Consider the following 12,226-nt stretch of genomic DNA (forward strand, 5'->3'; position numbering starts at 1 on the left):
CGTGAGCCGCATGGGCCCGAGGCATGCTTCGGGCGGGTTGGGCAGGACGCCCAACCCCGGTCTTGCCGTGTGCGCAGGACAGCGCACACGAGCAAGCGGCGACCGAGCTTACAGGGACATACTTGCAGCGTCCCCCGCAACCGGACCCACCCCGCCATCCCACGGAATGCACGCATTTGACGTTGCCTTGGCTTGAAGCGGGTGCAGGGCTGCAAGCCCTGCAAACCCAACCCCCTCTTAGTACAGCGTGCGCTCCGGCGCTCCGGCCGGCGGCGGGGTGTACTGGTACAGCCAGGTCTCGGTGAGGGTCTTACCACCACTGCGCAGGAACAGGCGGATGTCGATCTGCTCGGTACTGCCTTCCGGCGGCACCAGGTCGAACATCGCGCGGTAGCCGTTGATCTCGCGCAGCGGCCGCGCCGACACGATCTCGACCCGGCCCCGGCTGGCTTCCACCACCGCCTCGACCTCGCCCTTGTCGATCAGCCTGGCCAGTTCGCCACCTTCGAAGTCCACCGCGAAGCGCCAGCTGAAGTACTCGCGCTTCTTGCCGACCACACCGCCCAGGCCGGTGCGGCTGGCCACGCAGTGCGCCATCGGCGGCCGTGTCGGCGGCTCGGCGCCCCAGTACAGGCGGTAACCGACCAGCAGCTCCTGGCCCGGCTGCGGCTTTTCCTTGGGATTCCAGAACGCCACGATGTTGTCGAAGGTCTCGTCCACGGTGGGGATCTCCACCAGCTGCACCGAGCCCTCGCCCCATTCGCCCTTCGGCTCCACCCACAGGCACGGCCGCTTCTCGTAGAACACGCCGTCATCCTGATAGTGGTCGAAGTTGCGGTCGCGCTGCAGCAGGCCGAAGCCGCGCGGGTTGCGGTCCACGAACATGTTGAAGCGCAGGTTGCGCGGGTTCAGCAGCGGGCGCCAGATCCATTCGCCGGCACCGGTCCACAGCGACAGGCCGTCGGTATCGTGGATCTCCGGGCGCCAGTCCCAGCCCATGCGGCGGTCGTTCTCGCCCACCTGGTACATGCTGGTGCACGGCGCGATGCCCAACCGCTCGATCGCCTTGCGCGGGTACAGCGCGCTGTCGATGTCCATCAGCAGCACGTCACCGTTGGTGATCGCGAAGCGATAGGCACCGGCCACGCTGGGCGAATCCAGCAGGCCGTAGACCACGATCGTGTCCGAATCAGCCGACGGCTGTTCCAGGTAGTAGGCGATGAAATCCGGGAATTCCTCCGGCTTGCCCATGCCGGTATCGATCGCCAGGCCACGCGCGGACTGGCCGTACTGCCCCTCCTTGCCGACCGCGCGGAAGTAACTGGCGCCGAGGAAGGCGGCGAAATCGCGGTCGGTGTCCTTGCGGGTGTTCAAGCGGAAACCGGCGAACCCCAGGTCGGCCGGCAGCTCGCCGTCCTTGATGCCGCTCTTGCCGTAGTTGAATGCCGCGCCGTCATAGGCCAGCTCCTGCGCCTTGCCGTCGACCACGTCGAACATGCGCACCGGCGAATGGAAGTACAGGCCCAGATGGAAGAACTTGGCCTGGAACCTGCCGGGCTGGTCAGCCCACAGCGCATGGTCCTGGCGGTAACCGATCGACTGGTACTGGTCCCAGTCCAACCCTTCCAGGCGACCCGGCAGCACCCGCTTGTGGCTCTTGTAGGGCGCCTGCGCCAACGCGCGCGCCTGGCCTTTCAGGGTGGCGAAGTCGAACGGCTGCGGCTGGCCGAGGCGGCGCAGGCCCATCTGGCCGCTCCTGCTGGCCGCGCACGCGGGCAGGGACGGCAGGCCGAATGCAGCCAGGGCTAGGGAGGCATTGCGGATGAAGTCGCGTCGTTGCATGCAGGCGCGTCAGGCACAGAGGGAAGGTCGGCCATGATAGGCAGACAAACGTTAACGGGCAGCGGAGACGTCTCCTGCCCGTTCAGCTGCCGCTGGCCGCCCGGCTCAGCGCTGGCAGTGGTTGCACCAGACGCTGGCGCGCTGGCCGATGGTGGCGTGCTTCAGCGCGCGCCCGCAGTTCGGGCACGGCAGCCCGTCGCGGCCGTACACCAGCAGCTCCTGCTCGAAGTAGCCCGGCGCACCGTCGGGGCTGATGAAATCGCGCAGGGTGGTGCCGCCGCGGGTGATGGCGTAGCCCAGGATCTCCTTCACCGCGTCGGCCAGCCGCTGGTAGCGTTCTCGCGAGATCTTTCCTGCCTCGCGCAACGGACTGATACCGGCCTTGAACAGGCTCTCGGCGGCATAGATGTTGCCGACGCCCACCACCACCGCCTGGTCCATCAGGAAGGTCTTCACCGGCGCACTGCGGCCCCGGCTGCGGGCGAACAGGTAGTCGCCGTCGAAGGCCTCGTCCAGCGGCTCCGGACCCAGCCCCTGCAGCAGCGGGTGGACCTCGCCGGCCGGCTGCCAGAGCAGGCTGCCGAAGCGGCGCGGATCGTTGAACCGCAGCAGGCGGCCGTTGTCCAGGCTGATGTCGACGTGGTCGTGCGTGCGCAACGGGGTATCGCCGGGCAGCACGCGCAGGCTGCCGGACATGCCCAGGTGCAGCACCGCGCTGCCGACGGCGGTATCCAGCAGCAGGTATTTGGCGCGCCGGCGGATGTCCTCGATGCGCTGCCCCGGCATCAGCTCGGCCACTTCCGGTGGAATCGGCCAGCGCAGGTCGGCGCGGCGCAGGATCACGCCATGCACGCGACGGCCCTGCAGGTGCGGCGCCAGGCCGCGGCGGGTGGTTTCGACTTCGGGCAGTTCGGGCATGGGGTGATTCTACGCCCGCTCAACGCGGCGGCGCGGACAGCTCACGGGCGTCGAGGAAGCCATCACTATTGGCATCCTGCTTATGAAAGCGCTGCACGATCACCTGCCGCTGCTGCTCGCGACTGATCGTCCTGCCCTTGCCACCGGGCAGCTCCTCGGCCGTCAGCACACCATCACCGTTGCGGTCCATGCGGTCGAAGGCATACAGCATCCACTGCACGTACTCGGCCTCGCTGACCCTGCCGTCGCCATCGCGGTCCATCCGCTGCAGATAGCTGGCGGTGTCGGTGACCTGGGCCAGCGCCGCGCCCGGCAGCAGTGCCGCCAGCAGAAGCCCGTACCCTGCCCTCACGCGCCCACCAGGCTGTAGCCCTTCAAGCGTGCGGCGTAGGCCTGCAACGCCGCGATACCGCTTCCCTCGGCCTCGCGGCACCACGCCTGCAGCTGATGCAGGCGCTCGGCAGCATCGTGGCCGCGCGCCTCCAGCAGTGCCGCCAACCGCGCGCGGTACTCGACCAGGGTGCGGATGCGCGGGCGCTGTGCCACCCAGGCGCTCAGCTGGGCACGGCTGTCCGGCTTCAGCCAGCGGCCATCGTTGACCAGACCGCGGCGCAGCCGGCGCGGCAGCAGGCGACGCAGTTTGGCCCCGGCCTGCGCGGCTTCCTCGCGCAGGGCCGGCATGAACACGTTGCGCTGGTAGTCGGTCATCGCCTGGAAGCGGTGCGACAGCAGCGCCTTAAGGGTCTCGGCATCGGGCACGGCGATGTTCGGGCGTACGTCCATGGCCGGTGCCACCCGCAGCACCCTGGCCAGTCGCAGCGCCTGCAGCAGGCGGATCGCACTCCAGCCGATGTCGAATTCCCAGCGCCGCATCGCGAAGCGCGCCGAGCTGGGGAAGGCATGGTGGTTGTTGTGCAGCTCCTCGCCACCGATCCAGAACCCCCACGGCGTGAGATTGGTGGAGGTATCGGCAGACTCGTAGTTGCGGTAGCCCCACCAGTGGCCCAGGCCGTTGACCACGCCGGCCGCCCAGAACGGGATCCATGCCATCTGGATCGCCCACAGGGCCACGCCGGGCAGGCCGAACAGCACGCTGTTGATTGCCAGCAGCAGCACCGGGCCCAGCGTGGCGTGCGGAGTGTACAGGTGGCGCTCGATCGCATCGTCCGGGGTGCCGCGCCCGTACTGCTCAATGTCCGCGCGCATGCCACGCGCTTCCCGATACAGCTCCACGCCATGCCAGAACACCGTGCCGATGCCGCGGGTAACCGGGCTGTGCGGGTCGTCCTCGGTCTCCACCTTGGCGTGGTGCTTGCGGTGGATGGCCACCCACTCGCGGGTGATCATCGAGGTGGTCAACCACAGCCAGAAGCGGAACAGGTGGGCCAGCGCCGGGTGGAAATCGACCCCGCGATGGGCCTGGCTGCGGTGCAGGTACAGGGTCACCGAGAAGATGGTGATCTGGGTGAAGACCAGCAGCACGGCCAGCATGGCCCACCACCCCAGGCCGAGAACACCACCAGTCAACAGGGACATCAGGGCATCAGGCATGACGGCTCTCCGGATCCACGCGGGGATGGCAGACATGATGGGCGCTTGCGTTGCAAACTGCATCCCTGCGGCGATGTATCGCATCGCCATCCGTGGCACCGTTCACAGTTGGGGACCTGAGTTGTCGAGCCTTGATCCACGCGCCAGCCGCATTTCCGCCGCCCCGCCCGTCGCGGAGCTGCCCCCCTTGATCGAACTGGACCGCGCCACCGTGGTGCGTGGCCAGGTGAAGGTGCTTCATGGGCTCAGCCTGCGCATCGCGCAGGGCCAGCACACCGCCCTGCTCGGCCCCAACGGCTGTGGCAAATCGACCTTCATCAAGCTGATCACCCGCGAACTGTATCCACTGGCGCAGGGCGACGGCACGGTGGCGGTGAAGGTGCTGGGCCAGAACCGCTGGCAGGTGGACCGGCTGCGCTCGCAGCTGGGCATCGTCACCGGCGACCTCAGCAGCAACCTGGCCGACATGCCCGGCCTGACCGTGGAACAGGCGGTGCTGTCCGGCTTCTTCGCCAGCTACGTGGTGCCGGCCTTCCGCGAGGTGACCGCCGACATGCGCGCCCGTGTCGGCGAGACACTGGCGATGACCGGCGCGCTGTCCCTGCGTGAACGTGCCTACGCCGAGCTGTCGGCCGGCGAAACGCGCCGCGTGCTGATCGCGCGCGCGCTGGTCAACCGGCCGCAGGCGCTGCTGCTGGACGAACCCTCCACCGGGCTGGACCTGGTCGCCCGCGAGCAGCTGGTGGCGACCATGCGCGTGCTGGCCCAGCAGGGCATCACCTTGGTGCTGGTGACCCACCACATCGAAGAGATCATTCCCGAGATCGAACGCGTGGTGCTGCTGCGTGACGGCCGCGTACTGGCTGACGGTACCCGCGCCGAGCTGCTGCGCAACGAACCGCTGTCGGCGGTGTTCGGTGGCGCGATCACGGTATGCGAGCAGGAAGGCCGGCTGACCGCGTACGCGGGATAATCGACATGCCACTGTAGAGCCGAGCCTATGCTCGGCTGCTTCTGGCCGCGGGGAACGGCAGCCGAGCATAGGCTCGGCTCTACAGAAAACGGTGCAGCGGGCCGGAACCCGGCCCGCTGCACCCTTGCTCAGAACCTCAACGCCAGCGCGCGCGACTCGATCGGTGCCATCCGGCTCTGGTCCTGCAGCTGCAGGTCGCGCAGCTCGTACGGTGCGCCAAAACCGGCCGGCAACGCGGCCTGGTCGAACGGCAGCACCAGCTGGCCTGCGCCCGGGCCATCGAACCACGCCGCCGCGTGCGCCTGTGCAACCGGCTTCAGCTGGCCATCGCGGCCGGTGGCATACAACGTGCCACGCGCCTCGTAGCGACCGGCGGCGGCCACCTGCAGCGGCAGCGCGACCTGGCGGCTGGCCGGGTCGGGTGCCGCCTGGCCACTGAAGCGAGCAGTGGGCCGTGCCACCGCGAAGGCCACCTTGCCATCGCGCAGCACGCCATCGGCCTGGGCGAACACCTGCAGTTCCCACAGCCCCTGCACGGTGCCGACGTCGGCCGGGATCCGCACCTGCGCGCGCAGGCTGCCATCAGTGGTGCGCAGCAACCGCTGCGGCCAGCTGCGGCCATCCGGTGCGACCAGCAGGGCTTCACCGCCCAGGCTGCCACGGCGCGAGGCCAGCTGCGCGGTGGTGGCGCCGTCTTCCAGCAAGCGTGCCTGCAGCTGCACGTTGCCACCGGCCAGCACCTGCGCCTGGTTGGCCTGCACTTCCAGCCGCAGCGGGCTGTTCGGCTCAAGCACCTGCACCACATAGCGGCCCTGCGCCTGCGTGCTCTGCAGCGTGTACGCACCGGCCGAACTGGTCGCGCCGGTGCGCAGCATGCTGCTGCCATCACTCACCGGCATGCCGGCATCCTGCAGCGCGCGCGCATCGACACTGCGGGCCACGCTGCTGCGGCCAGCCGGGTCGCGCATCTGCAGGGTGTTGGCAGGCAGCGCGCGGGCACCTGCGGCCGGGCTCAGCTGGATCACCGCATCGGGCGCCGTCAGCGGCAGGTCCAGGCCGCGTTGCAGCTGCGAGCCATCGACCTGCTGCCAGTAGCTGCGGCTGACCGAGGCATACGGCGTGGCCGCCTGCAGCGGTTGTGCCGGGTCCAACGCCCAGGCGAAGGACAGCGGTGCACGTTCGCTGTCATCGGCCGGCAATGGCGCGGCAACCAGCGCCGCAGGCACCTGGTCGCCCACGCGGGCCGCCTGCAGAGGCTGCGCGGCCTGCGCGGCGGAAAGGGACAGGACTGCCAGCACCGCACTGGCCAGCAGGGTGGAATGAATCGTCATGGTCGTCTCCCTCACTGGGTCAGGTCGTTGCGCAGCAGGGTGCCGAGGCCGAAGCACTCGCGGCGGCTCTGGTTGTGGCTGAGCGGCTCTGCCCCCTGGGTGCGCTGCGTGTCGGTGAACCAGGTGGTGCCGGCGGCCTTCTGGCTGCTGCACTCCAGGAAGCCATCGGAGCAGGAGGACAGCCAGTTCTGGGTGAACTCCAGGCCGACATTGGCGGCGTAGCCACCGCAGTAGCTGTTGCTGTCCCATACCGCCGATTCCACGTCGCTGCCGACCACCGCACGGAACGGCTTGGGCAGGGCGGGACGGCCTGCGGTGCCGTAGAGGTTCTGCGCGTTGTAGGTGGCCATGCTCGCCACCTGCTGCTGGCGCACCGCGTCGTTCTTGTAGCCCAGCAGCCAGCCCAGCGAGGTTTCGAAGGTATTGCCGTTGAGCACCGCATCGGCCAGCGGCGTGCCCGCCGAAGACGGCGCCAGCGCGGTGACCTTGCGCACCGTGCGGATGATCTTCGGATAGCGGCTGTCGTAGGTCGGGTTGGACAGGATCCAGCGCACCACGTTGCCGCCGTTGGAGTGGGTGATCACCACCAGCTGGGTGATGCCACGGCTGTCGATGAAACGGGTCAGCTGGTTGGCCAGGCAGCCGGCCGCCTCCGGTTTCCACATGTACTGGGTGAAATCGCAGTTGATGACCACGTAATTGCTGCTGTTGGGCAGGCCCTGGCGCACGGTGTCGATGATGGTCGGCTGCCAGTAGTCCTGGGTGGCGTTGGTCTGCGCGCCGGTGCCATGCACGAAGGCCACGCCGACCACGTCGGCGGCCTGCGCCGGCGCTGTTGCAAGCCCCAGGAGCAGGGCCAGGACGGTACTTCCTGTTGCGGTGCTGCGCATCGCGTCTCTCCCTCTGTCTTCGGATCCCCCCGACCCGGCTGGAACTGGACGGCCTCTGGTGCCTGCCGATGTGCCGATGCTCACGGCGCGGGCGCGTGAAAGTCCGTGCGCTGCGCCCGGATTCAGGAGACTGGCGTCACTTGATGACGTTTTTCATCTTGTTTCGATGACCATGCCGGTTCTGGCCGTATGACCGATGGCCACTGCGGTGCCGCACTGGGACTGCGATCATGACGCGATGTTCTTTCTCCGGAGCCCGTCCATGTCGCTGATCTCCCACCCTGCCCGCCCGCTGCTCGGCCTTGCCGTGGCCGCTGCCCTGGCCGGTTGTGCCGCCACCGCCGCCAAGCCGACCGCCGTCGAAGCCAACATCACCACCAAGGCGGTGGGTTATCTGGACAAGAGCGCGGTTCCGGCCAGCCTCGACCTGGTACCGGCACCACCGGTGGCCGGTTCGGCCGCGTTCGCCCTGGACGAGCAGGTCAGCCGTGAGGCCCGCGCGCTGCGTGGCAGCCCGCGCTTCGCCCAGGCCGGCGTCGATGCGGAACTCGGTTTCCCCGAAGGCGCCAACCACTTCTCCTGCGCCGCCGACATCGACGTCGATGCGGTGAAGACCCCGGCGCTGTATCGCCTGCTGGAGCGCAGCCGGATCGACGCCAGTGCGGCGACCAAGGCGGCCAAGAACCACTACCAGCGCCCGCGTCCGTTCATGGTCAACGGTGAACCGACCTGCTCGCCGAAGGACGAAGACGGCCTGCGCAAGAACGGCTCGTACCCGTCCGGCCACACCTCGATCGGCTGGGCCTGGGCACTGATCCTGTCGGAGATCGCGCCGGACCGCGCCGATGCCATCCAGGCCCGCGGCCGCAACTACGGCGAGAGCCGCCTGGTGTGCAACGTGCATTGGCAGAGCGACATCCTCGAAGGCCGCTTCATGGGTGCCGCCGCCGTGGCCCGCCTGCACGACAACGCGGCCTTCAACAAGGACCTGCTGGCCGCACGCAAGGAGATCGAAGCGGCGCGCAAGGCCGGCCTGCACTCCAGCCGCGACTGCGCCACCGAGAATGCGGTGCTGAAGGTGCGCCCGCAGAGCGCGCTGTAGGCCACGCCTCTGTAGAGCCGAGCCATGCTCGGCTCAGAGCAGCCGAGCGCAGGCTCGGCTCTACACGAAGCAGGAAACAGAAGGGCCGGCAGTGCGCCGGCCCTTCTGCATTGCATCAACGCAGCCACCGCATCAGAACTTCGCGGTGAACTCCACGCCCCAGGTACGCGGCTCGTTGAGGAAGCCGGTCAGGTTGTTGAAGTCGATCGCGCCGACCACGCGGGTCTGGTTGGTCAGGTTGCGACCGAACACCGCCACGTCGTACTGGCCGTAATCCCAGTTGTAGCCCAGGCGCAGGCCGCCTTCCAGCGAACTGCGGCCGCGGAATTCCGGCGACTCGTAGATGAAGAAGTTCACCGCGCTGCGGTAGGCCCAGTCGGTGTAGGCGTACAGCTCGCTGCCATCGCTGAGCGGGAAGCCCACGCGCAGGGTCGCGTTGTGGATCCATTTCGGCGCCTGCGGCAGCGGGTTGCCGTTCACCAGCGCATAGGTGCCGCCGTTGATGACCGTGGTCGGGTCGTTGATGGTGCAGCCACCGCCGCAGATCGCCACCGCAAGGTTCTTGTCCTTGATCTCGGTGTCGTTGTAGCTGCTGCCGAAGGTCAGCAGGACGTTGTCGGCCAGGTAGGCTTCCAGGTCCAGTTCCACGCCCTGGCCGATGGTCTTGTCGGCGTTGAGCAGGGTGGCGGTGTTGTTGGCACCGCCCACGGCGATCAGCTGCTGGCCGTCAACGTTGTAGCGGAACACGCTCAGGCCCAGGCGCGCGCGGCGCTCGAACAGGTCGGCCTTGATGCCGGCCTCGTACGAGATGACCTTCTCCGAATCGGCCTGCGACAGGCCCGGCGCAAAGGCCAGGCGGCCCTGGATCGACGGCGCGCGGAAGCCCTTGGCGACGCGGGCGTAGGCGTTGATGTCGTCGGTCAGCTTGTACACGCCGCTGACGTCCCAGCTGACGTCGTTGACGTCGGTGTTGGCCAGGTACGGGCCGCTGACCGGGGTGCCGAACGGAACGGCCTGCAGCACGCTGGCGCTGAAGTCCTTCTTGTCCTGGGTATAGCGCACGCCGGCACGCAGCTTGAAGCGGTCGGTGACATCGAAGTCACCCGAAGCGAACACCGCCCACGCCTTGTTGCGCTGGTTCTGCACCACGTGTCCGGTCTGCGGGTTGCCCGGGGTCAGCGAGTCGTAGTTGAAGTTGTTGATGGTCACGTCTTCATCGAAGTAGAAGACGCCGGCCTGCCAGTCGAAGCGGCCCCATTCGTTGGACTCGATGCGCACTTCCTGCGTCCACTGGCGGTGGTGCGGCAGGCCGTCGGCCGACTCCGACGAGAACGGAATCAGGCCCGGACCGTAGTTGCCGGCACCGAGGAAGGCCGCGCCGTAGCCACCGTCGATGTCGCCACGGTTGAGCGACTCGGCGGTTTCATAACCGGTGATCGAATGCAGGGTCACCGAACCGAGGTTCCACTGCAGGCGCGCGCTGCCGCCCCAGGTCTCCAGGTCGGAGAAGTTGACGCCGTCGTTGGCCACCTTGTCGCGGTCGAAGTTCTCGACCAGCGAATTGCCACCTTTCTGGATGATGTTGGCGCGGAACAGGCGGGCGGTACCGTTGAGCTTGCGCTTGTGCAGGTTGAACAGTGCTTCGAAGTCGTCGCCTTCGTACAGGAACTGCACGCGGCCGGCGGCTTCGTCATAGCCTTCGAAGCCACTGTTGGGAGCGCCGACGCGGGTGTTGTCGACCCAGTCGTCGCGGCGCTGGTAGATGGCCGAGACGCGTGCCGACCAGCGGTCGGTCAGCGGGCCGCCGTAGGCGCCCTGCACGTTCCAGCTGTTGTAGCTGCCGTAGCCGACACGGAGGTAACCATCGGCATCCTGCGACGGGCGTGCCGAATCGAACTTGACCACGCCGGCCGGGGTGTTGCGGCCGAACAGCGTGCCCTGCGGGCCACGCAGCACTTCCACGTTGGCCAGGTCGAACAGCGGGAAGCCCTTCAGCAGCGGGCTTTCCTGCACCACGTCGTCATACACCAGCGACACCGGCTGCGAGGCATTGAGGTCGAAATCGGTGTTGCCCAGGCCGCGGATGTAGAAGCGCGGGAAGGCACGGCCGTAGGACGACTCGATGTTGAGGCTGGGCACGCGTGCGGCCAGGAAGCGGATGTCATCGCCGGCCGAGCCGAGCACATCCAGCTTCTCGCCCTGGATCGCGCTCAGTGCGACCGGTACGTCCTTGGCGTTCTCGACGCGCCGCTGCGCGGTCACCTGCAGGGCATCGAGGGCAACCGGATCCTTGGCAGCGGGAGTTTCCTGGGCGGCCGCAACCAGCGGCAGCAGGGCGGAAAGAGCGGCAACGAGGGGGCGCGCGACCGGAAGGCGGCCACGGGAAGTACGGGTCGGGGACATGGCGGTAGGCTGTGTTTGGAGGGGTGGTAAAACGGCGCTACCAGATAATTGTTGCAATACAGCACCTGCCCCGCAAATGCCCGCCGTTCATGGGCCTGTCGCCCCGGCCCGGGCGCCCTCGCTAGACTCGGGGGTTTCCAGCCCTGCGGAGCCGCCGCGATGACCCAGTGGTATTTCCATGCCTCCGCCCAGGCCGAGCGTATCGGCCCGCTTGATGACCAGGCTGCGCGCCGTTATGCGCAGGCCAACCCGCGCGCGCTGGCCTGGTGCCAGGGCATGAGCGGATGGACCTCGATTGCCGAGGTGCCGGAGCTGCAATCTGCGGCCCCGGGCATGCCGAACAGCCCGCCGCCGGTCCCCTCCGCCAGCGGCCGCGCCGACGACATCGAATTCCGCATCGTCGGCCATGAAATGCAGTTCGTGGAGATCGAGCTCGACCCCGGCGAGAGCGCCATTGCCGAGGCCGGCGCATTGATGTTCAAGGACGCCACCGTGCAGATGGACACGGTGTTCGGCGCCGCCAACGGCGACCAGGGCGGCGGCTTCATGGGCAAGGTGATGGCCGCCGGCAAGCGCGTGCTGACCGGCGAGAGCCTGTTCGCCACCGTCTACACCCAGAGCGGCCACGGCAAGGGCAAGGTCGCCTTCGCCGCGCCCTACCCGGGCACGGTGCTGGCAATGAAGCTGGACCAGCACGGCGGCCGCCTGGTCTGCCAGAAGGACAGCTTCCTGGCCGGCGCGCGCGGCGTGCAGATCGGCGTGCAGTTCCAGCGCAGGATCATGACCGGCCTGTTCGGCGGCGAAGGCTTCATCATGCAGAAGCTGGAGGGCGACGGCTGGGTGTTCATCCACGCCGGCGGCTGCGTGGTCGAGCGCGAGCTGGCTGCCGGTGAGCGGCTGGACGTGGATACCGGCTGCGTGGTGGCCTACCACCCCACCGTGGACATGGACGTGCGCCGTGTTGCAGGCATCAAGAGCATGCTGTTCGGCGGCGAAGGCGTGTTCCTGGCCACGCTGACCGGTCCAGGCAAGGTCTGGCTGCAGTCGCTGCCGTTCTCGCGCCTGGCCGGCCGCATGTGGATGGCCGCGCCGCAGGGCGGCGGCCAGAACCGCGGCGAAGGCTCGGTGCTGGGCGGCCTGGGCCGGATGCTGGACGGCGACAACCGGTTCTGACCGCCTCGCGGTAGTGGCGGGGGCGGGGCGGGGGGGGGGGCGT

The 12,226-nt window shown here is 68.3% G+C and carries 10 protein-coding genes; 3 read left to right on the forward strand and 7 right to left on the reverse strand.

Translation table 11 applies throughout. The annotated features are described in order from the left end of the window. Positions 1–237: 237 nt before the first annotated feature. The 4 genes from R5H29_RS03105 to R5H29_RS03120 form a co-directional block, all read right to left on the reverse strand. Positions 238–1,842 carry a glucan biosynthesis protein D gene (locus R5H29_RS03105; RefSeq protein WP_332328721.1) on the reverse strand — a complete coding sequence of 535 codons (1,605 nt, stop codon included), beginning with the start codon at positions 1,840–1,842 and terminating at the stop codon, positions 238–240. Positions 1,843–1,947: 105 nt separating this feature from the next. Continuing rightward, positions 1,948–2,760 (reverse strand): bifunctional DNA-formamidopyrimidine glycosylase/DNA-(apurinic or apyrimidinic site) lyase, encoded by an 813-nt coding sequence (gene mutM, locus R5H29_RS03110; protein WP_332328722.1) that lies wholly within the window; start codon positions 2,758–2,760, stop codon positions 1,948–1,950. 19 nt (positions 2,761–2,779) lie between these two features. Next, on the reverse strand, positions 2,780–3,112 hold the full coding sequence (locus R5H29_RS03115) for an EF-hand domain-containing protein (RefSeq protein ID WP_155028744.1): 333 nt from the start codon (positions 3,110–3,112) through the stop codon (positions 2,780–2,782). Then, on the reverse strand, positions 3,109–4,311 hold the full coding sequence (locus tag R5H29_RS03120) for an acyl-CoA desaturase (protein WP_171953204.1): 1,203 nt from the start codon (positions 4,309–4,311) through the stop codon (positions 3,109–3,111). The genes R5H29_RS03115 and R5H29_RS03120 overlap by 4 nt, the downstream gene beginning before the upstream one ends. A 187-nt stretch (positions 4,312–4,498) precedes the next feature. On the opposite strand from R5H29_RS03120, the gene R5H29_RS03125 reads away from it, so the two are divergent. Beyond that, entirely contained in the window at positions 4,499–5,284 is a 786-nt protein-coding gene (locus R5H29_RS03125) for an ABC transporter ATP-binding protein (RefSeq protein WP_227844187.1), read from the forward strand. Positions 5,285–5,412: 128 nt separating this feature from the next. Here R5H29_RS03125 and R5H29_RS03130 read toward each other — a convergent pair whose 3' ends face one another. Together R5H29_RS03130 and R5H29_RS03135 are read right to left on the reverse strand one after the other, a co-directional pair. After that, a complete protein-coding gene (locus R5H29_RS03130) occupies positions 5,413–6,615 on the reverse strand; it encodes a DUF4785 domain-containing protein (protein WP_332328723.1) in 1,203 nt (400 codons plus the stop codon). Between the two features lie 11 nt (positions 6,616–6,626). After that, a complete protein-coding gene (locus tag R5H29_RS03135; RefSeq protein WP_058983200.1) occupies positions 6,627–7,505 on the reverse strand; it encodes a hypothetical protein in 879 nt (292 codons plus the stop codon). Positions 7,506–7,767: 262 nt separating this feature from the next. Between R5H29_RS03135 and R5H29_RS03140 the strand changes: the two genes are divergently transcribed. Further along, entirely contained in the window at positions 7,768–8,607 is an 840-nt protein-coding gene (locus R5H29_RS03140) for a phosphatase PAP2 family protein (protein WP_021204632.1), read from the forward strand. Positions 8,608–8,739: 132 nt separating this feature from the next. Here R5H29_RS03140 and R5H29_RS03145 read toward each other — a convergent pair whose 3' ends face one another. Continuing rightward, positions 8,740–11,010: a TonB-dependent receptor gene (locus R5H29_RS03145; RefSeq protein WP_058983198.1), complete on the reverse strand. Its 2,271-nt coding sequence runs from the start codon at positions 11,008–11,010 to the stop codon at positions 8,740–8,742. 159 nt (positions 11,011–11,169) lie between these two features. Here R5H29_RS03145 and R5H29_RS03150 point away from each other — a divergent pair, with 159 nt between their 5' ends. After that, complete coding sequence (locus R5H29_RS03150) at positions 11,170–12,183, forward strand: TIGR00266 family protein (RefSeq protein ID WP_021204630.1); 1,014 nt, start codon at positions 11,170–11,172, stop codon at positions 12,181–12,183. The last annotated feature ends 43 nt before the right edge of the window (positions 12,184–12,226 follow it).

The sequence above is a fragment of the Stenotrophomonas sp. A3_2 genome, assembly GCF_036624925.1.
In the GTDB taxonomy this organism is placed as follows: Bacteria; Pseudomonadota; Gammaproteobacteria; order Xanthomonadales; family Xanthomonadaceae; genus Stenotrophomonas; species Stenotrophomonas hibiscicola.

Bases quoted from the DNA above. Each gene is read 5' to 3' on its own strand.
- R5H29_RS03105 (WP_332328721.1), bottom strand. From the start codon at position 1,842: ATGCAACGACGCGACTTCATCCGCAATGCCTCCCTAGCCCTGGCTGCA.
- mutM (WP_332328722.1), bottom strand. From the start codon at position 2,760: ATGCCCGAACTGCCCGAAGTCGAAACCACCCGCCGCGGCCTGGCGCCG.
- R5H29_RS03120 (WP_171953204.1), bottom strand. From the start codon at position 4,311: ATGCCTGATGCCCTGATGTCCCTGTTGACTGGTGGTGTTCTCGGCCTG.
- R5H29_RS03130 (WP_332328723.1), bottom strand. From the start codon at position 6,615: ATGACGATTCATTCCACCCTGCTGGCCAGTGCGGTGCTGGCAGTCCTG.
- R5H29_RS03135 (WP_058983200.1), bottom strand. From the start codon at position 7,505: ATGCGCAGCACCGCAACAGGAAGTACCGTCCTGGCCCTGCTCCTGGGG.
- R5H29_RS03140 (WP_021204632.1), top strand. From the start codon at position 7,768: ATGTCGCTGATCTCCCACCCTGCCCGCCCGCTGCTCGGCCTTGCCGTG.
- R5H29_RS03145 (WP_058983198.1), bottom strand. From the start codon at position 11,010: ATGTCCCCGACCCGTACTTCCCGTGGCCGCCTTCCGGTCGCGCGCCCC.
- R5H29_RS03150 (WP_021204630.1), top strand. From the start codon at position 11,170: ATGACCCAGTGGTATTTCCATGCCTCCGCCCAGGCCGAGCGTATCGGC.